This window comes from Ruegeria sp. (genome assembly GCF_965199275.1).
GTDB lineage: Bacteria > Pseudomonadota > Alphaproteobacteria > Rhodobacterales > Rhodobacteraceae > Ruegeria.
Genome location: NZ_CBDAQX010000009.1, coordinates 26,561 through 51,881, shown reverse-complemented (window position 1 = coordinate 51,881; position 25,321 = coordinate 26,561). Strand labels below are relative to the sequence as shown.

25 protein-coding genes and 1 pseudogene are annotated in these 25,321 nt (G+C 55.9%); 7 read left to right on the top strand and 19 right to left on the bottom strand.

Translation table 11 applies throughout. From position 1 onward, the window contains the following. Positions 1-144: 144 nt before the first annotated feature. The 12 genes from ACOERD_RS06015 to ACOERD_RS05960 form a co-directional block, all read right to left on the bottom strand. Positions 145-906 (bottom strand): Phenylacetic acid catabolic protein, encoded by a 762-nt coding sequence (locus tag ACOERD_RS06015; protein WP_419738386.1) that lies wholly within the window; start codon positions 904-906, stop codon positions 145-147. 13 nt (positions 907-919) lie between these two features. Continuing rightward, positions 920-1,993 (bottom strand): 2Fe-2S iron-sulfur cluster-binding protein, encoded by a 1,074-nt coding sequence (locus tag ACOERD_RS06010; protein WP_419738366.1) that lies wholly within the window; start codon positions 1,991-1,993, stop codon positions 920-922. Between the two features lie 13 nt (positions 1,994-2,006). Continuing rightward, positions 2,007-2,468 carry a 1,2-phenylacetyl-CoA epoxidase subunit PaaD gene (paaD, locus tag ACOERD_RS06005; RefSeq protein ID WP_419738367.1) on the bottom strand — a complete coding sequence of 154 codons (462 nt, stop codon included), beginning with the start codon at positions 2,466-2,468 and terminating at the stop codon, positions 2,007-2,009. Positions 2,469-2,474: 6 nt separating this feature from the next. Next, on the bottom strand, positions 2,475-3,233 hold the full coding sequence (gene paaC / locus ACOERD_RS06000; RefSeq protein ID WP_419738368.1) for a 1,2-phenylacetyl-CoA epoxidase subunit PaaC: 759 nt from the start codon (positions 3,231-3,233) through the stop codon (positions 2,475-2,477). Then, a complete protein-coding gene (gene paaB, locus ACOERD_RS05995; RefSeq protein ID WP_170336421.1) occupies positions 3,233-3,517 on the bottom strand; it encodes a 1,2-phenylacetyl-CoA epoxidase subunit PaaB in 285 nt (94 codons plus the stop codon). Before paaB ends, paaC begins: the two co-directional genes overlap by 1 nt. Before the next feature lie 23 nt (positions 3,518-3,540). Next, positions 3,541-4,572 carry an IS110 family transposase gene (locus ACOERD_RS05990; RefSeq protein WP_419738385.1) on the bottom strand — a complete coding sequence of 344 codons (1,032 nt, stop codon included), beginning with the start codon at positions 4,570-4,572 and terminating at the stop codon, positions 3,541-3,543. 354 nt (positions 4,573-4,926) lie between these two features. Next, the gene (locus ACOERD_RS05985) at positions 4,927-5,784 is read right to left on the bottom strand and encodes a cytochrome P450 (protein WP_419738384.1); all 858 of its coding nucleotides are present in this window, start codon (positions 5,782-5,784) and stop codon (positions 4,927-4,929) included. Next, a complete protein-coding gene (locus ACOERD_RS05980; RefSeq protein WP_419738383.1) occupies positions 5,765-6,115 on the bottom strand; it encodes a hypothetical protein in 351 nt (116 codons plus the stop codon). Before ACOERD_RS05980 ends, ACOERD_RS05985 begins: the two co-directional genes overlap by 20 nt. Then, positions 6,115-7,467, bottom strand: coding sequence for a TRAP transporter large permease (locus ACOERD_RS05975; protein ID WP_419738382.1), 1,353 nt, complete (start codon positions 7,465-7,467; stop codon positions 6,115-6,117). Before ACOERD_RS05975 ends, ACOERD_RS05980 begins: the two co-directional genes overlap by 1 nt. After that, positions 7,464-7,970, bottom strand: a complete 507-nt coding sequence (locus ACOERD_RS05970; protein WP_419738381.1) for a TRAP transporter small permease — start codon at positions 7,968-7,970, stop codon at positions 7,464-7,466. Before ACOERD_RS05970 ends, ACOERD_RS05975 begins: the two co-directional genes overlap by 4 nt. Positions 7,971-8,027: 57 nt before the next feature. Further along, positions 8,028-9,047, bottom strand: coding sequence for a TRAP transporter substrate-binding protein (locus tag ACOERD_RS05965; protein ID WP_419738380.1), 1,020 nt, complete (start codon positions 9,045-9,047; stop codon positions 8,028-8,030). Between the two features lie 70 nt (positions 9,048-9,117). Continuing rightward, positions 9,118-11,151, bottom strand: a complete 2,034-nt coding sequence (locus ACOERD_RS05960) for an FAD-dependent oxidoreductase (protein WP_419738379.1) — start codon at positions 11,149-11,151, stop codon at positions 9,118-9,120. 103 nt (positions 11,152-11,254) lie between these two features. Between ACOERD_RS05960 and paaG the strand changes: the two genes are divergently transcribed. The 5 genes from paaG (at position 11,255) to ACOERD_RS05935 (ending at position 15,691) form a co-directional block, all read left to right on the top strand. Continuing rightward, entirely contained in the window at positions 11,255-12,040 is a 786-nt protein-coding gene (paaG, locus tag ACOERD_RS05955; RefSeq protein ID WP_419738378.1) for a 2-(1,2-epoxy-1,2-dihydrophenyl)acetyl-CoA isomerase PaaG, read from the top strand. A gap of 2 nt (positions 12,041-12,042) precedes the next feature. After that, positions 12,043-12,468: a hydroxyphenylacetyl-CoA thioesterase PaaI gene (gene paaI / locus ACOERD_RS05950; protein WP_170693251.1), complete on the top strand. Its 426-nt coding sequence runs from the start codon at positions 12,043-12,045 to the stop codon at positions 12,466-12,468. A gap of 258 nt (positions 12,469-12,726) precedes the next feature. Beyond that, on the top strand, positions 12,727-13,758 hold the full coding sequence (locus ACOERD_RS05945; RefSeq protein ID WP_419737929.1) for an IS110 family transposase: 1,032 nt from the start codon (positions 12,727-12,729) through the stop codon (positions 13,756-13,758). Between the two features lie 22 nt (positions 13,759-13,780). After that, positions 13,781-15,091, top strand: coding sequence for a phenylacetate--CoA ligase PaaK (gene paaK / locus ACOERD_RS05940; RefSeq protein WP_170375277.1), 1,311 nt, complete (start codon positions 13,781-13,783; stop codon positions 15,089-15,091). Positions 15,092-15,094: 3 nt separating this feature from the next. Next, entirely contained in the window at positions 15,095-15,691 is a 597-nt protein-coding gene (locus ACOERD_RS05935) for a TetR/AcrR family transcriptional regulator (protein WP_170473483.1), read from the top strand. On the opposite strand, the gene ACOERD_RS05930 is transcribed toward ACOERD_RS05935, so the two are convergent. Continuing rightward, positions 15,640-15,855 carry a hypothetical protein gene (locus ACOERD_RS05930; RefSeq protein ID WP_419738377.1) on the bottom strand — a complete coding sequence of 72 codons (216 nt, stop codon included), beginning with the start codon at positions 15,853-15,855 and terminating at the stop codon, positions 15,640-15,642. The two genes, ACOERD_RS05935 and ACOERD_RS05930, sit on opposite strands and share 52 nt — an antisense overlap. Between ACOERD_RS05930 and ACOERD_RS05925 the strand changes: the two genes are divergently transcribed. Beyond that, the gene (locus ACOERD_RS05925) at positions 15,848-17,590 is read left to right on the top strand and encodes an IS1634 family transposase (RefSeq protein ID WP_419737624.1); all 1,743 of its coding nucleotides are present in this window, start codon (positions 15,848-15,850) and stop codon (positions 17,588-17,590) included. The genes ACOERD_RS05930 and ACOERD_RS05925 overlap by 8 nt on opposite strands. A 325-nt stretch (positions 17,591-17,915) precedes the next feature. Here ACOERD_RS05925 and ACOERD_RS05920 read toward each other — a convergent pair whose 3' ends face one another. Next, positions 17,916-18,344 (bottom strand): CAP domain-containing protein, encoded by a 429-nt coding sequence (locus ACOERD_RS05920; RefSeq protein WP_419738376.1) that lies wholly within the window; start codon positions 18,342-18,344, stop codon positions 17,916-17,918. Between the two features lie 215 nt (positions 18,345-18,559). On the opposite strand from ACOERD_RS05920, the pseudogene ACOERD_RS05915 reads away from it, so the two are divergent. Next, positions 18,560-19,261 (top strand): annotated as a pseudogene (locus ACOERD_RS05915) (IS6 family transposase). 522 nt (positions 19,262-19,783) lie between these two features. Here the strand turns inward: ACOERD_RS05915 and istB are convergent. The 5 genes from istB to betC all read right to left on the bottom strand — a co-directional run bounded on the left by istB (position 19,784) and on the right by betC (position 25,320). Continuing rightward, positions 19,784-20,515, bottom strand: a complete 732-nt coding sequence (istB, locus tag ACOERD_RS05910; RefSeq protein ID WP_419737606.1) for an IS21-like element helper ATPase IstB — start codon at positions 20,513-20,515, stop codon at positions 19,784-19,786. Further along, positions 20,502-22,010 carry an IS21 family transposase gene (gene istA, locus ACOERD_RS05905; protein ID WP_419737605.1) on the bottom strand — a complete coding sequence of 503 codons (1,509 nt, stop codon included), beginning with the start codon at positions 22,008-22,010 and terminating at the stop codon, positions 20,502-20,504. The genes istB and istA overlap by 14 nt, the downstream gene beginning before the upstream one ends. Positions 22,011-22,407: 397 nt before the next feature. Further along, positions 22,408-22,749 carry a hypothetical protein gene (locus ACOERD_RS05900; RefSeq protein WP_419738375.1) on the bottom strand — a complete coding sequence of 114 codons (342 nt, stop codon included), beginning with the start codon at positions 22,747-22,749 and terminating at the stop codon, positions 22,408-22,410. A 197-nt stretch (positions 22,750-22,946) separates the two neighbouring features. Then, positions 22,947-24,128 carry an ISNCY family transposase gene (locus ACOERD_RS05895; RefSeq protein ID WP_419737600.1) on the bottom strand — a complete coding sequence of 394 codons (1,182 nt, stop codon included), beginning with the start codon at positions 24,126-24,128 and terminating at the stop codon, positions 22,947-22,949. After that, positions 24,082-25,320: a choline-sulfatase gene (gene betC / locus ACOERD_RS05890; RefSeq protein WP_419738374.1), complete on the bottom strand. Its 1,239-nt coding sequence runs from the start codon at positions 25,318-25,320 to the stop codon at positions 24,082-24,084. Before betC ends, ACOERD_RS05895 begins: the two co-directional genes overlap by 47 nt. Between the last annotated feature and the right edge of the window lies 1 nt (position 25,321).

Here is a 25,321-nt window from a genome sequence, read left to right as displayed (position 1 = left end):
TGTTACCGAATGGCCCATTGCGATCAGTCGTCAGGCCACGTCCGACAAACCCCAGCCCTACACTGCTATTTTTCTTGTTATCCCAAGAACTTGAGCCTCGCCTCAGACTAGAGGACGGACCCAAAATCGGTCCAGTCAAGCGATTCACAAAGGCGTTTTCAGTCCCAAAGTCTTCAGCGTGTCATTCATCGTCTGGCTCCAGCGCTCTTTCAGGGAACTGTTTTTATTCCACCGCAGACCAAGAGATTTTAACAACTCGAACCGTTTCGGATCGTCGCCCCCGAAAGACACCGCGACGCGAGGCCACCAGTAGTCGACCGAGACTTGCATTTGCTCAGCTTTGCCTCGTTCGATCAACTTAATTGCGCCCTCCATAGCCAATTCGCCATGGTGTGCTTCAATCGGAGCGATTGAGCGGAAAGCCTCGGCTAAAGGTTGATAGGAAATCGTAGAATACTCAGCCAGTTGTTCGGCGACGGCGCGGCTCATGAGCAAATTCATGATCACGGCGTCCGTCCAACCCGAGAATGGATAGTTGAACACAGCCAAGCGCATATCATGTTCGGAACGCGTTGCTCCGATGTCCGCATCCCGGCTTAAACGGGCCGTCCACGGATGATGATTGGCGTAGCGTTCTGTGTCGGCTCCAAACTCTCCCATGATGTTCAGAACGCGATTTGCGTGATCCGTTTTTTCAAGCACAATTTTGGCGGCGGCGATACGTTCTTTAATTCCCGGCCCGAGGTTTATTACGTCAGCAAAACCGGCAGCGCCTGCCAATTCACTGTCAACAAAAGTTGCCATCAGTTTCAGCAGCTCAGCGCGATAGCGTGGTGGAACATTTGACGGGTTGGTCAGCACGCCGCCTGCGGCAAGATAGCTGTCGAGAGTCATAGTGTCGGTCATGTCTACCTCTCCTTTACTGATCGAAATCCACGACCACGCGGTCTGTTACTGGATAGGCTTGGCAGCTCAGCACATAGCCCTTCGCAACCTCGTAGTCCTCAAGTGCGTGATTGGCGAGCATCTCGACCTCCCCTTCCAGTACTTTGCAGCGACAGGTCGAACACACGCCGGCCTTGCAGGCATAGGGGGCGTCCATCGCATTCTCCAAAGCTGCATCGAGAATAGACAGGTCCTTGGGAACGGTCAGGGTTTGGGTAGAGCCATCCAGCGTAATGGAAGCGCTGGTCTGATTGTCCGTCCGGTTGGCATCCGCAGAACTTGCCTTACGCTTTGCACGGCCTGGCTGCGCGCTGGCGAACAGTTCGAATTTTATCTGGCTGTCGTCTAGCCCATGTTCGCGCAGGGCAGCCGCAATGCCCAGCATCATGGGTTCAGGTCCACAAATAAACGCCGTGTCGACGTTTTCGATGTCGACCCAGTGCTTGAACAACTCGGCGCATTTTTCCTGTGTCACCAATCCGGTGAACAGGTCGATTTCCTGAGAGTCCGTCTCAAGAACGTGGATAACATTGAGGCGGCCCATATAGAGGTTCTTGAGGTCCTCCAGTTCTTCGCGGAACATGATCGTATTGATGCCTTTGTTGGCATAGATCAGCGTGAACCGCGATTGGGGTTCACGTGCGAGCGTCGTTTTGAGGATCGACAGAACGGGTGTAACGCCTGAACCGCCGGCAAAACCAAGATATTGCTTTTCGGCATTTGCATCGATCGGAGCGTGGAAGCTGCCCATCGGCGGCATGGCCTGTACGATGTCTCCGACAGTCAGCTCTGTGTTTGCCCAACCAGAGAAAGCCCCGCCATCGACACGCTTGATGCCGACCTGCAAAACTCCATCGTCTTTGCCCGCACAGATCGAGTAGGACCGGCGCAGTTCTTCGCCATCAAAATCGCGCCGGAACGTCAGGTATTGACCGGCGGTAAAGTCAAATTCTTCTGCCGCGCCGTTCAAGGGCTCCAGTGTCAATACCACCGCATCGCGGATCGTTTTGTGGATATCGGTGACCTTAAGGTCGTGGAAACGTGCCATCCGGTGCTCCTCCTCAGATGCACTTGAAATAGTCAAAAGGTTCCAGACAGTCGGTACAACGCCAGTGCGCCTTGCACGGGGTCGAGCCGAACTGGCTGACCTTCTCAACCGCCTTGCTGCCACAATGCGGGCACCGCTCCGGGCCGCCTGCCGGTTGCGGCGGGGCGATGCCGTATTCTTCCAGCCGCGCACGGCCCTTGTCGCTGAGCCAATCGGTGGTCCAGGCGGGTGAAATTGTGGTTTCGATCCGGATGTCTTCGATCCCGTGATGCCGTAGCGCGGTTTCAATGTCCATGCTGATGACCGACGTTGCTGGACAGCCGGAATAGGTCGGTGTCACCGTCACCTTCAAGGTTCCGGCATCCCAGCACACATCGCGTACAATCCCCAGATCAACCACGGAAATGACTGGTATTTCAGGGTCGGGCACGGCATCCAGCCAGTCCCATATCTGATCTGTCGGCACCCGTTCCATATCGGCTTACCAGCTTGCGCCGGGATAGGCGCGTTGCAGCCATTGCATCTGAGTCAGCAGGTGCCCCAGGTGTTCGGTATGCATCTGCCCGTTGCGCCCGCCCTTATGCGCGAAATCGCTTTCCGGGATTGTGAGCGTCGCATCCGCCAAAACCCGCTGGACCAACGCATCAAACTCGGCACGCAGATCGGCGGGATTGGGCGCAATACCGGCCTTTGCCATTTCGGCGTCCACCTCGTCGGTGGCGAACATCTCACCAACATAAGGCCACAGATAGTCCAGCGCCGCCTGCATCCGGTCGTGGCTTTCAGCCGTTCCGTCGCCCAATCCGACAACCGTGTCACCCGAGCGTTCAAGATGATAGGCGACCTCTTTGCTGGCCTTGGCCGCAATTGCGGAAACACGTTCATCTGACGACTTGATCAGACGCCCCAGCATGATCGAATGCCACGCGTCAAAAAGAAACTGGCGCATCAGGGTCCGGCCGAAATCTTCGTTCGGAACCTCGACCATCAGAACGTTGCGGAAATCCCACGCATCGCGCAGGAACGCCAGGTCATCAGCACTCTTGCCGCCGTCAACCTCGCCGGCAAGGCCCAGCCACATTTGGGTTTGGCCGATCAGATCCAACGCGGTATTGGCCAGCGCGATATCTTCTTCGAGTACGGGCGCATGACCGCACCACTCGCTCACGCGGTGACCGAGGATGAGTGTGTTATCACCCATTCTAAGCAGAAACTGCAGGAAAGCTCCATCGCGGGTCATCACATCGCCCCCACTTCTTCGGGTATGTCGAAAAATGTCGGGTGACGGTACACCTTGCTTTCGCTGGGTTCGTAAAGCGGGCCTTTGTCACTGGGTGATGAGGCCGAGATATTGTTCGCTTCGACCACCCAGATCGACACGCCTTCATTGCGGCGCGTATACACATCGCGTGCGTTCTTGATTGCCATTTCCGCATCCGGTGCGTGCAGCGAACCAACATGACGGTGGCTCATACCGTGCTGACCGCGGATAAAGATTTCCCACAGGGGCCATTCGTTTTTCATAGGGTTTCCTCCTATGATGATTGTCAAGCATGACATTGATTTTGTTTGATTTTAAATTCGACAAAATCGTCGAAGACCCAGCCGTTCTTGAGCGTGTCATAGATGATCTTGAGCAGCTTGCGGGCAGTGGCTATGATCGCCTTGCCCGCGCCACGGCGTTCCTTGATGCGCCGATAATGGCTGTTGAGATATCCCGAATAGCGGATCGCGATGAGCGTACATTGCACCAGCGTGGTGCGCATGAGCTTGTTGCCGCGCTTCGTGATCCGCCCGTGATGTTCGGTTTCGTTTGAGTTGCTCACCTTGGGCACGATGCCGACATAGGCGGCCAGCTTGTCCGCGTCGGAGAAGTCTTCAACCCTGCCGATCCCCGCCAGCAGGACCGCGGCAGATCGCGCACCGATCCCCTTGATGCTGGTGAGCCCCTCAAAGCCTTTCATGGCCGAGGCGGCCTCCTCGATGGCCTTGTCGAGACGGCTCAGGGTTTCGGTCAGGCCGAGCGCCTGGTCCCGCAATGCCGCCAGTTCGACCTGCTCAAGCGGTGTGAAGCGGCTGAGATCCAGGTCGCGCAGGCGCTTCTTGCTGGACAACCCTTCCTTCTTCAGCTTCATGCCGTGGCGGACAAACATCGCGTGGATGCCGTTCAGCAGCATGGTGCGCTGTTTGACCAGCATGTCACGCGTCCGGGTCAGCGAGGCCAGTTCGCTTTCCTGAGTGGACTTGAGCCGGGTTTCCGGCAGCATGTCCTTCGACAGGAAAAACGCCAGGGCGCGGGCATCGTTGCGATCGGTTTTCTTCACCGATGTGCGGATCACTTTAAACTGGCGCGGGTTGACCACAACGATCCGGCCGACACAGGGTTCCACCTCACCGCAGAACCAGGCCGTGTTGCCGGTGGCCTCGACCGCCAGTTCGTCATCCGCATCAAGGCTCTGACAGAACCGCTCAAGCGCCTGCGCGGACAGATGAAAGGTTTGGAATGTTTCCGATCCGTCCGTCTCACGCCGACAGATCGTGAAGGAATTCGTATGAAGATCGACACCTATGTAAGCCATGGCTATACTCCCTGCTCAAGGAGGCGGAGCCCCCAATGGGGCGTGAACGGCCAAACCAAGCTCCTATGCAGGATCACCGGCCAAAACCGGGCCCTATGGGGGCTGTTCGGAAACAGGCGAAAGCTAAGCTCCTCAACAGGGTCACAATGCCCTAAGACACAATTCAGCCTGAGACCTATCCGCCTCCCCGAATCCTCTAACAGATTCAGGGCGTTTGGCCGATCACAAATCATTCATACCCCCTCCTCATTCTTGAGATGATCTTCGCGGCCCTACGCCCGCAATTTTCAACATCATATTATTTACCGTATGGTCGGTCAATAAAAGACCGAAATTTTTGCTCTTTCAGGCAGTTCAAACTTGCGCGGGCAGCTGAGCGAACCCGCGAAAGCGAATACGCCCTCCGCGTTTTGCACCATCTGCGATCTGATAGTTTGGAAAGCGGTTCAAAAACCGGCTGACCGCTATCTTGCCCTCCATCCGAGCAAGAGTCAGACCCACGCAGGTGTGCGGGCCACCGGCAAATGCGTGGTGCTTGTTGGGTCGGCGGTCCAGAAGCATGTCGTCTGGCCGGTCAAACTGCCTTGAGTCGCGGTTGGCGGCACCAATGCACAGATGAACATCCGTACCCGCCGGAATATTTTGCCCATGCAGTGTTACATCTTCGGTGGTCAGGCGATTACCAAACTGGTTAGGGCTTTCCAGACGTAAGAACTCGTCCACCGCCGTAGCAATTTGGTTAGGCCTGTTCAGCAATTCGGTCCGTTTGTCTCGATGCCGATCCAGCAAATCCAACGCATTGCCAATCAGGTTTGTCGTGGTCTCGTGCCCCGCATTCAGAATGAAGATGCAGTTCTGGTAAAGCTCAACCTCAGTCAGGCCGCCGTTCGGGTCGTCTTGCATCAACCGTGTCAGGACGTCCGTCTCCGGATTGCCGGGGTTAGCTCTTCGATCATCGACGATTTGCCCCAAGAAGGTCTTGAACTCCAAGACTGCGCGATTGCCCCAATCTTCCTGCTCAGATGTCAATTGCGGCTCCAGGGCGCCAAGAATGGCCAGAGACCAGTCTCGCAACGGTCCGCGTTCGGATCTGGGAATGCCCAACAGGTTGCCGATGACTTCAATCGGGATCGCTCCGGCAAAATCCTCGATCAACTCCACCGCTCCCTTGGCCTGCATCTGGCCCAGCAAGTCATCGACAAGCTGGATCAAACCGGGCTCCATCTGCGCCAAGGCACGCGGGTTCATCGCCCCAACCATCACCTTCCGGACGCGGGTGTGCAGGGGGGGGGTCGTTGAACACCAGACTGGTAGTGTGATGTTCATACAGCGGGCTTTCGACCCCGTACTTGGGACCAAACACCGCCTTTTTGTCCGAGATGAACCGCGCCGTATCCCGATAGACCAGATCCAGATCCTCGTACCGCGACAGGATCACAGAGCCGTCAGACTGAGGGCAAACCGGTGTATCCTCGCGTAGTGCCGCATAAGCTGGATAGGGGTTCTCGTGAAACCCGTCAGGAAGTGCGGTCAGTGAGAACATTAGTGGCCCATCGCCCCCATATGCTCGGGCAGAACCAGCACCAACCACGGCACCAAAACGATCAGGGCCAGACGGAAGATGTCGGCAATCCAAAATGGAGTAACACCCTTGAAGATCGTTGCCGTCGAAACATCCCCTACCACACCTTTCAGAATGAACACGTTCAAACCGACCGGTGGGGTGATCAGACTGATTTCCGTCACGACAACGACCACAATCCCGAACCAGATCGGGTCATATCCCAGCGACGTCACTAGCGGAAAGAAGATCGGGACAGTTAGCAAAAGCATCGATAGCGATTCAAATATACAACCCAAGATGATGTAGATACCAAGGATCATCAGGATCACCACAAAAGGTTCAACGTCGTACGCCGTGACCAAAGTGATCAGCGCCTCGGGCAGACCTGCAAGGTTAATGAAGTTCGAAAAAATCTGAGCCCCGATCAGAACCGAGAACAGGGCCGCCGCAGTATACGTAGTTTCTTTCAGCACTTCAAAAGTCGAAGCCAGGCTCAGCCCACCGCGCGACAGGGCAATCAAGAACGCCCCCATTGCGCCCATTCCTGCTGCTTCCGTTGGACTGAAGGTCAGGTTCAGCGGGTGGAAGTCAAATGCGCCGTACAGCCCGCCGATGACCAGAAAGAACAGTAACAACACCGCCCAAACTGACCGCAGAGCGGTCAACCGTTCACCCCAGCCATGTTTCTCGCCAGCCGGACCTGATTCCGGATTGCGCCAGACAGTCCAGCGGACTGCGAACAGGTACAGAAGAATGCCAAGAACACCGGGAATGATGCCAGCGACAAACAGTTTTCCGATGGATGTTTCGGTCAACAAGCCATAGATAACAAGGATCACGGACGGAGGGATCAGAATAACCAGCGTGCCACCCGCCGCAATTGAAGCAGTCGACAGCTCATCCGAATACCGGTAGCGGCGCATTTCCGGCATGGCGACCTTGGACATCGTTGCCGCCGTCGCCAAAGACGAGCCGCAAATGGCCGAAAACCCACCACAGGCGGCAACCGTAGCCATCGCGATCCCACCTTTGAAATGCCCAAGAAAAGCGTTCGAGACGGCGTAGAGTTCGCGCGCAAGCCCGCCCTTGTTCACGAACAATCCCATCAGGATAAACAGCGGAATAACCGAAAGACCGTAATCTTGTGCGGTGTCAGTGATCTGGCGACCTACCATTGACATCGCCGCCTTCAGGCCGCGTTCCGAGAGAATGCTGCCTCCGCGTTCATATGCAAAACCCAGCGTCCCGACGAGGCCCATTGCGAATACAATCGGCAAGCGCAGGAGTACGAGAATGAGAACTAGTGCAAAACCGATTAGCGCGGCAGTCATTGGGTGTGCTCCGACAAAGTATGGGGGGCAAAGATGTACAGAAGGCCTGTCGTGATCATCGCAACGGCCGTGATCGCGGTCGACGCGGCAATGAACCAGCCGACATAGAAAACGGGGATCGACAAGTACTCGGTCACGTCACCGTAGTCCCGCGCCCGTTCGGCAAGGATCCAGACCCGCTGTATGGGCCAGAAGAGCATGATGCCTGAAGTCAGATAGACAACTGCATCCCGTGCGCGGCTCAGACGTAAACGCGTAAACAATCCATCTGTCAGGTCGACCGCAATTTGACCCTTTCCAGCTGAGATCATCGGCAGAACCGAGAAAACGAGGATCACCATTAGAATACGTGTCAACTCAGTCGCCGCTTCGATCGGAGCGTTGAACACGGACCGAAGGACAACGTCGCAGAACGTCATCACCATGAGGATAAACAGCGCCCCACAAGCCATCAGCGTAGGAAAAACACTAATGCGGCGCGCGAATGTTACGAGAGATTGCATGTTAGCTCCCCGTCGGGTCGAAACGGTTGGCGGTTAGAAACCGCCAACCGGGTGATTTTATTGCGCGGCCATTTCGGTTACGATCATGTCATATGCGGCCTGAGCATCGACGCCAGTTCCGTTGACTTCGTCGATAACCTTGGTGCGCACATCAACTGCGATCGTATCGAATTTTTCCAGGTCTTCGGCGGACGCCGCGTTGATCGCGTTGCCTTCGGTGCCTTCAGTGGCTTCACGGCCGATTGCATCAATCTCATCCCAGATTTTCCCGATTTCGCGACTCAGTGGTTCTCCGAAAACCTTTTCCTCCAGTGCCTGCTGCAGTTCGGCAGGCAGATCGGCAAATGTGTCTTCATTCATGATGAAGGCGAAGGATCCGCGATACAGGCCACCGGGCAATTCGTAGACGTTCTGGGCAACTTCGGTCAGCTTGAAGCCCTTGCGGGATTCAAATGGCATCACGACACCATCGGCTGCTTTCGAAGCCAGCGTTTCGTACACTTTCGGAGCAGGCACCTGGATACCGGTTGCGCCCAGTGCTGTTCCGACATCGCCACCAACACCGCCAGGGATGCGAACCTTAAGGCCTGATACCTCGTCCAGCGTGGTAACAGGGCTGCTGGAATGCAATTGGGCTGGTCCATGCGTATGCAGCGCGATCACCTTGACGCCGCGATGTTCGTCGGCCGCCTTCAGGTGCTTGTCATAGGCGCGCCAATAGGCCACCGATGCGGCTTCGGCCGAGCCTTCATATCCGGGCAGTTCGATCATCTTGGTGGTGACAAAACGGCCGGGCTGGTAGCCGTGGAAAATGATCGAGGCATCCGCCGCCCCATCCATGATCAGGTCCATCTGAGCCGGCGGCGGTGCGATGCCAAGTTTCAGTTCGGCGGTGACTTGGCCATCGGTGGCTTCTTCAACCATTTCGACGAATTTCGGCCACATCTTGGCGTTGATGCCATGGGTTGGCGGCGCCCAGCTGGAAATAGTCAGCGTATAGTCTGCCGCCATCGCAACGGTACCCGAAATGGCAAGTGCCGCCGAAGCCAGCAAGGTGCTCAAGTTGCTGAGTTTCATGTTCTGTCTCCTCCCTGTGAAACATGCATTTTGAATGCGTTAATGGTTGCTTTTGTAACCATCAACACTTTTAAGGCGCCTTCGTTTGGGCCGCGATGGCCCAAGACGCCGGACTTTCCTCGGCCACGGTCAGCATAACCGACCGGGACACGTCACTCCCAATTTCCTTGCGATAGTTCATTGGCCCCCCTCGCCAACGCGGGAAACCATAGCCGTGGATCTGAACCATATCGACGGCTTCTGCGTTTTCGGCGATCCCTTCTTGGATGATCAAAGCGCCCTCATTCGCCATGACCGCCAGAAGGCGAGACGATATTTCCTCGGCCGTAAAGGTCCGGCGGGTAGTGCCCTGCGCAGCGGAATACCCTTCGATCAAAGCCTCAACTTCGGGGTCGCGGATCGGTTTGCGATTTCCGTCTTCGTACCGGTACCAGCCTTTGCCGGATCGCTGCCCAAACCGCTCCATCTCACATAGCTGGTCGGCAATGGTAACATAGCGTTCGTTCGGGTCGCGCGTGGCAGCGTTGCATTTTCGGTTTGCCCAGGCGATTTGCAACCCGGTCAGATCCTGCAACTCGTAGGGCCCCATCGGCATGCCGAAATCCCGCATCGCCTGATCAATTTCATGGGGCAACGCCCCGTCTGCCAGCAGATAATCCGCAGCGCGCCGATAGGCGGCCAGCATGCGGTTACCAATGAACCCGTCGCAAATGCCGGACAGAACCGAGACCTTGTGCAGCTTCTTGCCCAGCGCAAAGCCCGCGGCCACCACTTCGGGGGCGGTTTGCGGGGTGTGCACGATCTCGAGCAGTTTCATGACATGAGCCGGGCTGAAGAAATGCAACCCTATGCACCGTGTCTGGTTTTCGATGCCCGCAAAGATTTCAGCCGGGTCCAGATAAGATGTATTGGTGGCAAGAATTGCGTTTGCGTCCATGTTCTGTGCCAATTCGGTAAAGACCTGCTGTTTGACCGATAGGTCCTCGAAAACGGCTTCGATGGCCAATTCCGCGTCAGCTGCTTCGGCATAACTGTCAACGGCGCGAAATCGGGACAGGCAAGTCTGGCATTGCGCCTCGGTCATCTTTCCGCGTTTGACCGCGCCCTTCAACAGGCCTTCAACCCGATCATGGGCTGCCAATGCGGCCTCGGAGTCGCGCTCGATCAACGTGACAGACAGGCCAGCCGTAAGAGCGGCGGTTGCAATTCCGGCCCCCATCAAGCCGCCGCCCACCACAGCAATACGGCTGAAGCTGCGCGGCTGGACGTCTTTGATCATCGCAGGCTTGGAGACACTACGCTCCGCAAAGAATGCATGACGCAGCGCGCGGCTTTCCGCAGTTTGGCGAAGCACCAGATGGCGCGCCCGTTCCATCGGCTGCCCTTCGGAAAACGGCTTCTGGGACCAGGTTAACGCGGTCAGGTTCTCCAACGGCGACTGCTGTCCCTTGGCACGCTTTTTCAGCGATGCCCGAGAGGTCTCGATCAGATCCGGCGCAAAATCAGCGACACTACGTTGGCTGACAGGCACAGGACGGTCGGGCAGATCGGCCACAAAACTCTCGACCGCCGCTTCAAGATCGTCGACCACCAGGTCGACCGCCCCAAGCTGCAGCATCTCTTCCGCCTTCAGCACTTTGCCTGTGCAGGCCAGATCGATTGCCGCTTCCATCCCCACAAGGCGTGGCAGACGTTGCGTGCCGCCCGCGCCGGGGATCAATCCAACATTGACCTCTGGCAGACCAAATCCCGTCCCGTGGACAGCAATCCGCCAAGCGCAAGCCATCGCAATTTCGAGTCCGCCACCCAGAACGTTCCCGTGCATACAGGCAATAAAGGGAACCTCGCTGTCTTCGATCATTTGGACGACATCGGGCAAGTGCGGCTCGACCGGCGACTTGTCAAATTCGGACATGTCGCCTCCCGCGACAAAGGTCCGGCCAGAGCATTGCAGTACGGCCACGCGAGCGCCGTTGACCGCAGCAACTGCATCTACCAGCCCTTGCCGGACACCAGTCGAGGTCGCATTCACTGGCGGATTATCAACGGTAACCCACGCAACATCGCCCTTCAGTTCAACATTCACAAGTGACGTTTGCGACATGGCTGTGCCCTTCAAGCGATTCAGATTCGAGATGTGTTTATATATTGACCAACCGTTCGGTTAATGCAATGATAAAGTTGAAACGACATCAGGTAGGACAGTTATGAGCGATACGATTCTTGTAGAAGATCACGGGAACTGGGTGGAAATTACTCTGAATCGCCCCGACAAGCTGAACGCCTTCAATGATGAGATGCACAACGCGCTTCAGGACGCACTGAAATCCGCCAGAGATAGCGGTGCGCGCGCGATTCTGTTGACGGGTGCCGGGCGTGGCTTTTGCGCCGGACAGGATCTTGGTGACCGCGATCCATCGAAAATGGACGGCCCGCCTGATCTGAGCAAAACCGTGCGGACCTTCTATGCGCCTTTGGTGCGATTGATCCGGTCGCTGAACTTCCCGGTTATTTGTGCTGTGAACGGTGTTGCTGCCGGAGCCGGGGCAAATCTGGCACTGGCCTGCGACATGGTTTTGGCGGGTGAAAGCGCCAAGTTCATTCAGAGTTTCGCCAAGGTCGGTCTGATCCCTGATACTGGCGGCAGTTGGCACTTGCCCCGCCTGTTGGGAGAGGCCAGAGCCAAAGGACTGGCGCTTACGGCACAACCTTTACCCGCAAAACAAGCAGAAGACTGGGGCCTGATCTGGAAAGCCCTGCCCGACGACCAGTTGATGACCGAAGCCCGCGCATTGGCAAACCAATTTGCCAACGGTCCGACTGTTGGGCTGGGCAAAACGAAGCAGTGCATTCAGACCGCGGCGACCACCACCCTTTCTGATCATCTTGAAATCGAAGCGGACGCTATGAAAATCTGCGGGGAAAGCGCGGACTATGCCGAAGGCGTGTCCAGCTTCCTCGAAAAACGCGTACCAAGTTTTCAGGGCAAATGACGATGACCCCGCAAGAACGCGCCGCTAAATCTGCCGCTGCTATGTGGGCCAATGATGAGGCCAGCAAATGGTTCGGCATGGAACTCGTTAACGTCGACGAAGGCCGCGCTGTTCTGGCACTGACCGTCGCAACTCATCACTGCAACGGCCATGGCATATGCCACGGCGGCGTCACCCATGCCCTGGCAGACAGCGCCTTCGCCTTTGCCTGCAACAGTCGCAATGTGGCGACCGTCGGCCAACATACAATGATGAGCTATCTCGCACCGGGCCGCCTGGGAGACCGCCTGACCGCAACCGCAACAGAAACCGCTGTCGCAGGTCGGAGCGGTGTCTATGACGTGCGCATCACAAATCAAGATGGCATGACTATCGCCGAATTCAGGGGTATGTCCCGCGCGGTTGGTGGTCAGAATTTTGACGAATAGAAATACGCTGGAGGAGGGGGTATGAATGATTTGTGATCGGCCAAACGCCCTGAATCTGTTAGAGGATTCGGGGAGGCGGATAGGTCTCAGGCTGAATTGTGTCTTAGGGCATTGTGACCCTGTTGAGGAGCTTAGCTTTCGCCTGTTTCCGAACAGCCCCCATAGGGCCCGGTTTTGGCCGGTGATCCTGCATAGGAGCTTGGTTTGGCCGTTCACGCCCCATTGGGGGCTCCGCCTCCTTGAGCAGGGAGTATAGCCATGGCTTACATAGGTGTCGATCTTCATACGAATTCCTTCACGATCTGTCGGCGTGAGACGGACGGATCGGAAACATTCCAAACCTTTCATCTGTCCGCGCAGGCGCTTGAGCGGTTCTGTCAGAGCCTTGATGCGGATGACGAACTGGCGGTCGAGGCCACCGGCAACACGGCCTGGTTCTGCGGTGAGGTGGAACCCTGTGTCGGCCGGATCGTTGTGGTCAACCCGCGCCAGTTTAAAGTGATCCGCACATCGGTGAAAAAGACCGACAAGAACGATGCGCGCGCTTTGGCCTTCTTCCTGTCGAAGGACATGCTGCCGGAAACCCGGCTCAAGTCCACTCAGGAAAGCGAACTGGCCTCGCTGACCCGGACGCGTGACATGCTGGTCAAACAGCGCACCATGCTGCTGAACGGCATCCACGCGATGTTTGTCCGTCACGGCATGAAGCTGAAGAAGGAAGGGTTGTCCAGCAAGAAGCGCCTGCGCGACCTGGATCTCAGCCGCTTCACACCGCTTGAGCAGGTCGAACTGGCGGCATTGCGGGACCAGGCGCTCGGCCTGACCGAGACCCTGAACCGTATCGACAAGGCCATCGAGGAGGCCGCCTCGGCCATGAAAGGCTTTGAGTGGCTCACCAGCATCAAGGGGATCGGTGCGCGATCTGCCGCGGTCCTGCTGGCGGGGATCGGCAGGGTTGAAGACTTCTCCGACGCGGACAAGCTGGCCGCCTATGTCGGCATCGTGCCCAAGGTGAGTAACTCGAACGAAACCGAACATCACGGGCGGATCACGAAGCGCGGCAACAAGCTCATGCGCACCACGCTGGTGCAATGTACGCTCATCGCGATCCGCTATTCGGGATATCTCAACAGTTATTATCGGCGCATCAAGGAACGCCGTGGCGCGGGCAAGGCGATCATAGCCACGGCCCGCAAGCTGCTCAAGATCATCTATGACACGCTCAAGAACGGCTGGGTCTTCGACGATTTTGCCGAATTTAAAATCAAACAAAATCAATGCCCTGCTTGACAATCATCATAGGAGCAACGCAATGGACGCCCTGTCCCCCAACAAAGCTGAATTGGACCCGATCGAAATCGCATCGATCGACGAAATCCGTGCGACTCAGCTTGAACGCCTCAAATGGTCGGTCCGACATGCCTACGAAAACGTGGCGATGTACAAGCAGCGCTTTGATGAGGCGGGTGTCCATCCGGATGATTTGCAACAGCTTTCGGATATTTCGAAGTTCCCATTCACATATAAAAACGATCTGCGCGACAACTACCCTTTCGGCCTTTTCGCCGTCCCGCGCAGTGAGATTATCCGACTGCACGCGTCTTCCGGGACAACCGGCAAACCAACTGTGGTGGGCTATACCAAAGCTGATATCGATAACTGGGCAGATTTGGGTGCGCGTTCGTTGCGGGCGGCAGGTTTGCGCAAGGGCGATTTGGTCCACAACGCCTATGGCTATGGCCTGTTTACTGGTGGTCTGGGCGCCCACTACGGGATCGAGCGCTTAGGTGCGACCGTTGTCCCCATGAGCGGCGGGCAGACCGAGAAACAGGTCGGCTTGATAAATGATTTTCAGCCCGACGGGATCATGGTGACGCCGTCATACATGCTCAACATCCTTGAACAGTTCCACAAGTCCGGGCTCGACCCCAGAAAAAGCTCTCTCAAGGTCGGCATTTTCGGAGCAGAGCCCTGGACAGACGCAATGCGAACGGAGGTTGAATCCGCATTCGACATGCACGCGGTCGATATCTACGGCCTTTCTGAAATCATGGGCCCCGGCGTCGCGAGCGAGTGCGTCGAAACAAAAGATGGTCCCGTAATCTGGGAGGATCACTTCCTACCAGAGATCATTGACCCGGCCACAGGCGAAGTACTGCCCGACGGCGAAACCGGCGAGTTGGTGTTCACCACTTTGACCAAAGAAGGTTTGCCAATGATCCGCTACCGAACGCGCGATCTGACCTGTCTGTTGCCTGGAACGGCGCGCTCGATGCGCCGGATGGCAAAGATTACTGGCCGCAGCGACGACATGATGATCCTGAGGGGCGTGAATGTTTTCCCCAGCCAGATCGAAGAGCAGGTCATGGCGACGGGCGGTCTGGCCCCCTACTATCAAATCGAACTGTACAAATCCGGCCGAATGGACGCGATGCGGGTGTTTGTCGAAGCGTCAGCAGACTCAACCGACGAGATGTCAAAGACTGCCGCAGCCCGAATGCTGACTAAGCGCATCAAGGACGTTGTTGGCGTTTCAACGGAAATTGTTGTAGGTGATCCAGGCGACGTCGAACGCTCTCAGGGCAAGGCGAAGCGCGTCATCGACAACCGCGATAAGGAATAAGCCGTGGCCCGGACAATCGCCAAAGACCACGACCAGAAGCGGGAACAGATTCTCAAAAGAGCTGCGAAAATCTTTGCGGATCAGGGGTTCGACCGCGCCTCGATGACCTTGTTGGCAAAAGAGTGCGGGATCTCCAAGGCGAACATATACCATTATTACGACAGTAAGGATGCCATCTTGTATGACATCCTTGAGACCTATCTTCGGGATTTACGTGACCGCATTTGCAACGTTGATTTCGAAGGGCTTGAGCCAGAAGAGAAACTTCGAAAGGCTGTCCGCGAAATCTTGTTCGCCTATCAAGGTGCTGATGACGAGCACCGGGTTCAGATCAGCGGTATGAACGCCCTCGCCGACGACCAGCAAAAGAAACTGCGCGAGTACCAGCGTGATATGGTCAACTTCATCAACAATATCCTTCGGGAGCTGTCTCCGGAGACATTGGGTGATGACAAGGCCAAGCTGCGCGGAGCCACAATGTCAGTCTTCGGCATGCTGAACTGGTATTACATGTGGAACACTGGAGCCGGAACCAAGGCGCGTGAAGACTACGCTGATCTGGTCAGCACACTGACGGTCCACGGCATTCGAAAGCTGTAGGTGGGAAGCACTCTTCTTTCCTGACTTCCGACCTTTTTGTTGATCTGACTGGGTTTTTGGTTTGTTTTCAGGTGTGGTTGCTCAGAGGCGCGTTGTAGTGCCCCATTATTATAAAAAGTATTGACATGGGCCTTCAGATGGCTAACCTCTTCGCCCATGTTCATCCGCACCAAACATGACGCAAAGCTCAACCGCACACGGATCCAGATCGTTGAATCCGTCCGCACCGGCTCCAAGGTACGCCAGAAGATCCTGCGCCATGTGGGTGTGGCCCATAACGACAGCGAGATTGAGGATATCAAGCGTCTGGCGGGCCGCTTGATGGAGCAATTACGCATTGATCGCTCGCCGCAAATGGAACTGTTCACGCCCACGGAATATGCCGATCTGCAGGCGCTGGTGCGCCGCGCTCCGCGGCCGGACAAGCTTGGCGTTGATCTTGCCGAGTGCCGTGAGGAGGCGCGGGTCTCTCTGGGTCTGCGGGATGTCATGGGGACGATGTATGACCAACTGGGTTGGGGGGCCCTTCTGGGGGCGGCGCGTAAAAGTGCCAATCGCATTGTGAAAGAGCTGGTTATGGCGCGGATCGCACAGCCCGAGAGCAAGCGCGCGACCGTGGAGGCGTTGGAGAACCAGGCAGGCATCACGCTCAATCTGGACGTGGTCTATCGGAGCATGGATTACATCAATACGCCGGTGATAGACGGGATTTGCAAAACCTCTCACGCGGCGGCAGAGAAGTTGCTGGGCGGGCCAGTGACCGTGCTGTTCTACGATTGCACGACCCTGGCCTTTGACACCGAGCGCGAGGACCCGGCCGAGGATGCGGACGGGGTCGAGCAGGATCATCTTCTGGCCAAGGGCTTCAGCAAGGATGGCAAGCATCACCGCGCTCAGGTCATGCTGGCGCTGATCGTCACCTCCGATGGGCTGCCTGTGGGCTATGAACTCTTCCCGGGAAACACCTGGGAAGGTCATACGCTGGAAGCTGCGCTGAAGGCGTTGGAGGGACGCTTCGACGTGGCCAGGGTCACGTTCGTGGCCGATGCCGCCATGCTCAGCAAGGACAACCAGCAGATGTTGCAGAACAAGGGTCTGCCCTACATCCTCGGCTATCGCATGAAGTCCGCCCCGGCCGCCGTGAAGGCGAACATTTTGAGCCCGGAGGGACGCCAGCCTTGGGCTGGACACGGTTCTGAAGAGGCAACCGAGAAGGGCTGGTACAAGGTGATCGACCAGGAGGGAGCGCGGGTCATTGTGACCTGGTCACCCACCCGGGCACGCAATGATGCCCACAAGCGCGACAAGGCAATCGAAAAGCTGCACAAGAAGCTCAAGCGCTCTCGCAAACCCGGCAGCTTCAGCAGCCGGGGATATGGCCGCTTCCTGGCCTTCCCCGACAGCGGGGACGTCACGCTGGATGATGCAAAGATCAAGGCAGCGGCACAATGGGACGGGCTGCATGCCATTGTTGTTCATGGTGCGGACGAACTGGAGGCACAGGACGTCATTGCCCGCTATCACCAGTTGTGGGAGATCGAAGCCTGCTTCCGCACCAACAAGCACGATCTGAAAATCCGGCCCATCTATCACTGGTCGCCGCGTCGGGTCCGGGCCCATATCGCCATCTGCTACATGGCCTTCTGCTGCCTGCAGCACCTGCGCAAGCATCTGGACCTGCTCGGACACCCGATGAGCCCGGCTCGTATCCGCAACGAGTTGAACGCATTGCAGCTCTCGATCCTGCGCCACAAAGGCACCCCTGACCGCTACGGCATGCCAAGCCATGCCACGGTCGATGCCAGACGCATCCTCACCTGCGTCGGCCTGACCTGGAACGAAGCCCCTTTCAAGATACCCCCCGGGCGCACCCGAAAAACTGGCCAGACCAAAGCCTGAGCTCCCTCAACACTCCGAAACAATCGCTGGCGAAAAAAGTCCGTGTAGTGCCTTTTGGCAACCAAGGCATAATAATATCAATGACTTATACGAAAAAATGTCGGAAGTCAGGAAAACACTCGCAGTGGTATGCGTCGTCACACGAACTCTTGCCATGCTACCATATGCACCTCAGCCTTGGAGACGCCTCGCTCGCTAGCCGTTCAATGCCCAATATGGATTAACATTGAGAAGATTAGATGCGCATAGCGTTTAATTGGGCCGTGTCGAACAAATGGATTGGCCGTCACCATTGTTTCAACTGACCCGCTGATCCTGCGCAAAACTAGCAAGGGGCGGCCAAAACCATTACCCAAGTTCGATCCGCGGCTTCGTAGAGCGCGAATTCCCTAGCCTCGCGAGAGAGCATGTTCGCTCGATGTCCGGGTGATCGAGCCCAAGCCGACACGACTGCTTCCAACCCTTGCTGCCCCTTTGCGATGTTTTCGGCAACGAAACACCATTTGTAGCCTGACCCGAGAACCCGCCTTCCTACATCAGACCCGTTTGATCCGGTGTGCGAAAAGAAACCTCTCTTCGCCATGTCCTCTGCATGAGATTTCGCAGCTTTTTCCAGTTTTTGGCTATATTGCAAGACGTGAAGACCTTGGCTTTCGCGAAGTGAATTCAATGCGTCCGTTGCCAATTTGTTAGCCACGACGGTCGAAGGGAGCAGGTACGCCAAGACGAGCAGTACACGGAACATTTCAGTCATCCCCAGATTCTTCCAATAGTTACAACTCTGGTTTGCTACAAACGAAGATAATTGGTCGTAGGTTTTGCTACTATAAATTTGCTCCTTCAGGGACTAGATATGCGCAGGCCAAGATAATCGCGGCCTAATGGGCTCTGTTGCAAGCTTTTAGCAATTGGCGGTGTAACGGCTGCGAAGTGAATGACCTCGGGTCTTAACCATTTGAAATCCTACTCATGATTTCATTCAAAGGAGCGAAGTATCCGAAAGACGTTATCCAGTTCATGGTCTTCTTTTATGTTCGCTATGGTGTTTCCTGCCGCGATTTGGAAGAAATCATGTACGAACGAGATGTTCCGGTCGACCACAACAAGCTGAACAGTTGGGGCACGCAATTTTCCGGTGCAATCGCTGAAGCAGAACTTCGGCGGAAAGAGCCATGCGACCGCTCCTGGAGAATGAACGAGACTTACATGTAAAGGTAAAAGGAACTTGGGTCTGTCATTACCGCGCCGTAGACAAACATGGCAAAATGCTTGATTTCATGCTTTCAGAACGTCGAAACAAACTGGCAGCCACAAATTTCTTCGCCAAAATGCAGGAGCATCAACGGCCTTCTACGTAAGATTGTCATCGACAAAAGCGGCGCAAACACTGCGGGTAACAAAGCAATCAACAGAATGCTCAAAGGCTTTGGTTGCCCTATACTAATAGAGATTGTCAGGCGAAAGAACTCGAACAATATCATCGAACAAGACCACCAATCCAATAAGAGGCGAATACGACCGATGCTTGGGTCAAACGCCGTAGCATCAGCAGCTGCAACGCTGGATGGAATCGAAGTGGCTCACATGATTTGCAAAGGTCAAGTCACGCCCGTTCTCAACCGAAGATCCAACGCCTCAAAAACCCAGGTTCTGTGTTTTCACCAAGGTTGATTTTGAGCCCAAAGCAGAAACACTCGCCATCTCAGCAGCTCTTATCCGTAGAAGTGCGGTCCTTCCTCTCGAAGTAGACTAACGACCTTATCAATCGCAGGATGGCGTCTCGATCTATGTGGAAGCTCGAGGGCCAACACCCGACCCGTTCCGATACTTTCCGATGAAACTTTCTTGAGTTGCCCAGACTGAAGCGCCTGCTCAACCAGGCAGCTATGTCCCACAAGCACACCCGCACCGGACTTCGCTTCTTCTACGGCAAGGGCGTATAGCGAATATCTCGGCCCCCTTTGGGGATCACCAACTGAAACACCCGTCGCCTCTGACTGTCAATCGGCATTGAATAATGACCCCCCATCGGCGTCCAAATTTGACCCCCCTTGGAGCTAAGAGGGGCGTTGAGGGGGTCGTGTTTAGGTTGATTCAGGAGGGGGTGGACAGCAGGTCAAACCGAAAAGAGAGCGTAGCTCGACTGAAGGTTTGACCTGCTGTCTGTTTTGAATTTATTCCCCGATTTCGAGGTTAGTCGCGGTGGTTAATTCGCCAGCTTTCGTTCCCGGTTTCGATGATATCGCAATGGTGTGTCAGTCGATCCAGGAGAGCAGTGGTCATTTTGGCATCTGTGAACACACTCGGCCATTCAGCAAATGCGAGGTTGGTTGTTAGCAGAATAGACGTTCGCTCGTACAGTTTGCTGATGAGATGGAAGAGTAATCGTCCACCAGACTCTGCGAACGGCAGATAACCGAGTTCGTCTATAATCACGAGGTCGACGCGGATCAGCTGCTCGCTGAGCCGCCCGGCGTTGCCTTCGCGATGTTCAGCCTCCAGCTTGTTCGCGAGATCCACAGCGCTGAAGAACCTGACCCGCCGGCGGTTATTGACCGCGTGGCCCCCGATCGCTGTTGCGAGATGCGTTTTGCCCGATCCGGTTCCACCGACCAGCACGCCATTCCTGGCCTGGTCCATAAAATCGCCGTCATGAAGATTGCGCACGACTTCCTCGTTGACGGGGCTGACCGTGAAGTCGAACTCAGGTAAGGACTTGCAGACCGGGAACTTTGCGGCACCCATCTGATACCGGATCGAGCGCGCAGTCTTTTCGGCCAGTTCGGCCGTGAGGAGTTCGGCCACGACCTGTTGGGGCCGCCAGTTGTTTTTGGCTGCGGCCTGCATCACTTCGTCAAAGCAGTTGACGATGCCTGGCAACTTCAGTTGACGGGCAAGTTCGAGAATTTCCTTACGCAGTTGCATGGGAGCCTCCAAGCCTGTCATAGCGAGCGCAATCCGCGATCGGTGCCATTTTCAGCTGCAGGTGGGCAGGCGGCTCAATCGCCTTTGGCGGCGGGGGATTGGTGCGCCGAGAGACAATGTTCAGGATCGCATCGGCCTTGCGCAGGCCAGATTTTAGAGCTTCTTCGCAGGCAGCCTCGACCACATCAATGTCGTGCTGGTAAGCAGCGAAAAGAATATCGGCAAGTTGCCGGTCTCCGTCGGATGTGCCCCGCAGATGGGTCCAGATCTGCGTCATTGCCGGTGGTAGGTCCCAGTCACGGAACGGTGCTCCATTGCGCAGAGCGCCAGGCTTGCGCTTGAGGACGGGCACATAGTGCCAAGGGTTGAAGATCGTTTTTCCTCGGCCGAAGCACCGTTCGTGCTCTCCGACAATCTCACCGTCTTGGCGCAGGACAATCCGCGTGGCGTAGACCTGCAACTGGACCTGACGTCCAACAGCTCTTGCCTCAACGCTGTATTTGTTTCTTTCGAAGTTGATCAGGCAGGTTCGGCTCACGGCGACCGTCTTTTCACGGAACCCGACGAAGGGCTTCTGCAGATGCGTCAGCAGCGGCTTTTCCTGCTGGAACTCCTCCCAGACCGTCACCTCCAGGTTTTCCGGATGCCGCAGTTCTTTTGCGCGTTTGATCGCGTCTTTTTGCAGCCGGGCATTCAATTCATCGAAGTCGGCCACCTCCAGACGCGGTGTAAAACTATAGGCGCGGCTCTCCTTGACCAGATTCTCAACCTGACCCTTCTCCCAACCGGCCGCGCGCGTACAGGCGATCGGGTTCACCAGATGATGAGAACACATCCGGGAGAATGCCTTGTTGAACTTTCTTTCCTTGCCCGACAGGATCGCATCGACGGCGGTCGTCATGTTATCGTAGATCCCGTTGATGCAGCCTCCACCAAAGAATTTGAAGGCCTCGTCGTGGGCATCAAAGACCATCTCCTGCGTCTCGCGCGGATAGGCAATGGAGAATGGCATGCGGCTATGGCAAAGTTTGAAATGGGCAACCTTCACGGTCGTGAGTGCACCGTCCATCAAAACCGTCTCCACACTCCAGTCGAACTGGTACGCCTCCCCAGGATCAAAGATCAGCGGGATGAACGCCTGCGCCTGTTGTCGGCCGTGCGCAATGCGCCAATTCTTTGTGTAGCGTCGAACACTGTCATACCCGCCGCCAAAACCATCATCGGAGAGTTCCTTCCAGATTTTGGTCATCCGCTTGCGGTGTTTCTTCGGAAGCGCCTCGTTCTCCTCAAGCGTTTCATCCAGACGCGCGCGCCAAGGCCCGAGCACCGGGTATGGCTGCGATTTGCGCTCATATTTGAACTCCGTCACTCCCGATCGGATTATCTTTCGAACCGTTGCACGGCTCAAATTGAGCGAACGGCAAATTTCCTTGATGCTCTTTTTTTCGATCAGGTGTAAGCGACGCACTTTTCTAATAGTTTCCACGCAAATCATCCCGCTTGCCTCTCCATCGACTGCTCAATGAAAAGGATGTCTACAACCATAGGGAGGGGTCAAATTTGGACGCCGATTTCCCCGCTTAGGGGGTCAAAATTGCACGCTTTTCTACACCAAATAGGTCTTGTCACTTTCGACTGGGAACCGTCGCGCTATTCTAATCCGCGCCTATTGCTATTGCGCTTTAAGAAGAAACCTACATTTTCTCGGGTTTTCTGTGAACCTTAGGGCGGCGACACACTGTGTTCCGCGGGACTGACCTCATCTTCCCGGGCAACTCTGAACCGCAGCGAAAGTTTCCTTCCTCCGGTCGCAATACAGCGTCATCAAGCCTTAACCGTTGACAGGTTTGAGCCCAGACAGCCGTTACAAATTTTGGCTCATTGGTTTGGCGTCAGATATAGTCGAACGCCCATTCGTTGTAGCCCTGTTCTCCGCGGTACCATAGAACTTTGTCGGTTTCAGACTCACCGTGGTTCCAACGCTGCTTGATGCCTTGCCACATTGCCTTGCGAACCAGCGCACGTCGCTTCTGGCTGAGGGCTATGCTTTCCATCAACTCAGCTTCATTCCATTTTTCTGCAACTTCTTGGATGAATCCGTGGACCAATTCGCGATGGCTCTCGGCGTGTGCGAGGTTTGTGCGCTCATTCGGGTCGTCCGACAGATCAAAGAGCATGATCCCGTCATGGGACGAGGAAATGAACTTGTAGTTGCCTCGGCGGATCATGAACATCGGAACCTTGGTCGCCTCGGCCAGATACTCGGCATAGACTGCGCGTTCAGGCGGAGGATGTCGAGAACATTCTGAATTGTCCGGTGTAGGTAACATGCCAATTGTCCGCTTCAGTTGATTGCGCGGTGGCCCAATTCGGAGGGAGCCGTAGGCGACCGTAGATTTGGGCCACCGCGTTCGCGCCACGTCGAAGCGGGTCACGCGACTTTGTGTTTGCTATCCTCCTGTGTGATGGGTGATCCGTCAGGCTGGTAGCGGCCAATGCATCTCGGGCCGTGGAAGATGACCAGTTGACCATCGGGGTATTCGTGGACCCTGACCTTCGCCTTGACGAAATGATGACGGTGCCTGTCTGCCGCGATCTGCATGACCAGGCCCTTGTAGCGCACCGTATTGTCGTTGCCGACGACGCGGTCTTCCTGCACACACAGGGTGTCGCGCACATTGCCTGTAAACGGCACGAAGGCCGAGGTCGTATCCTCCGGCTCCCTTGCAAACAGGGCATTGTGTTCGGGAAGATAGACCTCTTTCAGGAACTGATTGGCCTCTTCAATGGTTGTGATCCCATGGGACCGCAGTTCCTGCGGCAATCGGTTCTGGAACGTGCCAAACATGCGTTCAGACCGTCCACGGGCCTGCGGTGAATAGGCCGGGATCAGCTCAATGCCGAGTTGCTGCAAGGCGCGCCCGACCTGGGTCAGATTGTCCTTGTCCACTTTGCCGCCCGCTTCGGGCGTATGCCAGTAATGAGAGCCCCGATCGGCATAGAGCGAGCAAAACAGACCTTGCGCCTCGATCACCTCTGTCAGCCCCTGAAAACTGCTCATCGTCCCTTCTTCCTCGACAAAGAATGCCGAATAAACCCGGTTGGTGGCATCGTCCATGGTGACGATCAGATCCCACCACTGACCCGGAACCCATTCATGGCTGGAGCCGTCCTGATGCAACATCATGCCAACCATCGGACGGCGGGGCCGCTTGCGCCGATGGGCACCTCGTCGGGGTGCTGCCTGAACCCGGCCGTGGCGCTGCAGTGTAAGCCGCACCCAGTTGTAGCTCTGTGTGAAACCATGGTGGGCCACCAGCTTCTCGTGGAAATGCTTCGGCGTGTAATCCCAGTACTTGGTATCAAACAGTTCAAGCATCTCCATGACCTTATCCGTGGCAACACGATTGTTGGCCAGTTTGCCAAGCCGACGGTCGTACAGACCTTCTGCACCATCCGCCTCAAATCGATCCTCCCAACGCCTGACGGTGCGCACGGATACACCCAGTATCTCAGCCGCCTGTTCTTGCGTCAGCTTGTTCGCGCTTCGCCGCGAATACACATCTTCAAACTTCATCAGTCGAACTTCCTGTAACACTTCTGCTCGGTTCATAACGCCTCCTCTCAGAGACAGAATAGAACCGGACAGATCGCATGTTACATACACCGGACATATCGCGTGTTAGCGACACGCGTTCAGGCGGAGGATTGCCCTTGTTCAGCAGAGACAATAGATTCATGCCCTCCAACGCCTCTACAGGCTCTTCAATTTCGGCAATGCTGTTCAGTGTGGGCAGAAGATCGACAAGAGAAGTCAATTCCTGAACCCGTTGTGGTTCGATACTTGCGCCAGAGATGATCAACGGAATGCGCAGAGATTTTTCGAAAAAATGCTTTTTGAACCACATGCCGCGTTCGCCCAGCATTTCGCCGTGATCCGAAGTGAAAACAATTACGGTGTTTTGGTCCGCGCCGGTTGCTGTCAGGGCATCCATGATCCGAGTCATCAGGCTATCGATATAGCTGATAGACCCATAGTAGGCGCGGATGGCGCGGGCCACGTCCTCATCACTGAACTGGATGCCCAACATACCAAAATCCTTGAGTAGGCGGACAGAGTGAGGATCATGCTCATTTTCCGACAATGCCCCAACAGCGGGCATGGGAATGTCTTTTCCTTCGTAGAGGTCCCAGAACTCTTTCCGGCACAGGTAGGGTTCGTGCGGATGGGTGTAAGAAACTTGCAGGAAGAACGGGCGTTTGTCGTCACTGCGCGCCATATCGAAGATGTGCTGTATCGCCTTGAAAGTGACCTCTTCATCATAGTCGATCTGGACGGACCGTTCGCAGATCCCGGCAATACGTACGGCCCGGGGATCGTTCGTATCGCGTTTGCCTTCGTTTTCCCAATTGGGGACCCATGCGAAATCACCGGGGTAGAGATCGGCCGTCAGGCGCTTTTCAAACCCGTGGAACTGATCAGGGCCGATGAAATGCATTTTGCCGGACAGGGCAGTTTGATAGCCCGCCGCACGCAGATAATGCGCGTAGGTTGGGATCTCCGCCGAAAACTCTGCTGCGTTGTCGTAAGCGCCAACTTTCGACGATAGCTGCCCTGTTGCCATTGAAAAGCGGGACGGCGCACAGAGAGGGTAGTTGCAATAGGCGTTCTCAAACACCACGCCACGCGCGGCCAAATCGTCAATGGTCGGGGAGTGGCAGATGTTGTCTCCGTAGGTTTGTAGGGCGGACGCTGTCAGCTGATCGACTTGAAAGAAGAGGATATTTGGGCGAGAGTCGGTCATG

Bases quoted from the DNA above. Each gene is read 5' to 3' on its own strand.
- ACOERD_RS06015 (WP_419738386.1), bottom strand. From the start codon at position 906: ATGACCGACACTATGACTCTCGACAGCTATCTTGCCGCAGGCGGCGTG.
- ACOERD_RS06010 (WP_419738366.1), bottom strand. From the start codon at position 1,993: ATGGCACGTTTCCACGACCTTAAGGTCACCGATATCCACAAAACGATC.
- paaD (WP_419738367.1), bottom strand. From the start codon at position 2,468: ATGGAACGGGTGCCGACAGATCAGATATGGGACTGGCTGGATGCCGTG.
- paaC (WP_419738368.1), bottom strand. From the start codon at position 3,233: ATGACCCGCGATGGAGCTTTCCTGCAGTTTCTGCTTAGAATGGGTGAT.
- paaB (WP_170336421.1), bottom strand. From the start codon at position 3,517: ATGAAAAACGAATGGCCCCTGTGGGAAATCTTTATCCGCGGTCAGCAC.
- ACOERD_RS05990 (WP_419738385.1), bottom strand. From the start codon at position 4,572: ATGGCTTACATAGGTGTCGATCTTCATACGAATTCCTTCACGATCTGT.
- ACOERD_RS05980 (WP_419738383.1), bottom strand. From the start codon at position 6,115: ATGTTCTCACTGACCGCACTTCCTGACGGGTTTCACGAGAACCCCTAT.
- ACOERD_RS05975 (WP_419738382.1), bottom strand. From the start codon at position 7,467: ATGACTGCCGCGCTAATCGGTTTTGCACTAGTTCTCATTCTCGTACTC.
- ACOERD_RS05970 (WP_419738381.1), bottom strand. From the start codon at position 7,970: ATGCAATCTCTCGTAACATTCGCGCGCCGCATTAGTGTTTTTCCTACG.
- ACOERD_RS05965 (WP_419738380.1), bottom strand. From the start codon at position 9,047: ATGAAACTCAGCAACTTGAGCACCTTGCTGGCTTCGGCGGCACTTGCC.
- ACOERD_RS05960 (WP_419738379.1), bottom strand. From the start codon at position 11,151: ATGTCGCAAACGTCACTTGTGAATGTTGAACTGAAGGGCGATGTTGCG.
- paaG (WP_419738378.1), top strand. From the start codon at position 11,255: ATGAGCGATACGATTCTTGTAGAAGATCACGGGAACTGGGTGGAAATT.
- paaI (WP_170693251.1), top strand. From the start codon at position 12,043: ATGACCCCGCAAGAACGCGCCGCTAAATCTGCCGCTGCTATGTGGGCC.
- ACOERD_RS05945 (WP_419737929.1), top strand. From the start codon at position 12,727: ATGGCTTACATAGGTGTCGATCTTCATACGAATTCCTTCACGATCTGT.
- paaK (WP_170375277.1), top strand. From the start codon at position 13,781: ATGGACGCCCTGTCCCCCAACAAAGCTGAATTGGACCCGATCGAAATC.
- ACOERD_RS05925 (WP_419737624.1), top strand. From the start codon at position 15,848: ATGTTCATCCGCACCAAACATGACGCAAAGCTCAACCGCACACGGATC.
- ACOERD_RS05930 (WP_419738377.1), bottom strand. From the start codon at position 15,855: ATGAACATGGGCGAAGAGGTTAGCCATCTGAAGGCCCATGTCAATACT.
- ACOERD_RS05920 (WP_419738376.1), bottom strand. From the start codon at position 18,344: ATGACTGAAATGTTCCGTGTACTGCTCGTCTTGGCGTACCTGCTCCCT.
- istB (WP_419737606.1), bottom strand. From the start codon at position 20,515: ATGCAACTGCGTAAGGAAATTCTCGAACTTGCCCGTCAACTGAAGTTG.
- istA (WP_419737605.1), bottom strand. From the start codon at position 22,010: ATGATTTGCGTGGAAACTATTAGAAAAGTGCGTCGCTTACACCTGATC.
- ACOERD_RS05900 (WP_419738375.1), bottom strand. From the start codon at position 22,749: ATGTTCATGATCCGCCGAGGCAACTACAAGTTCATTTCCTCGTCCCAT.
- ACOERD_RS05895 (WP_419737600.1), bottom strand. From the start codon at position 24,128: ATGAACCGAGCAGAAGTGTTACAGGAAGTTCGACTGATGAAGTTTGAA.
- betC (WP_419738374.1), bottom strand. From the start codon at position 25,320: ATGACCGACTCTCGCCCAAATATCCTCTTCTTTCAAGTCGATCAGCTG.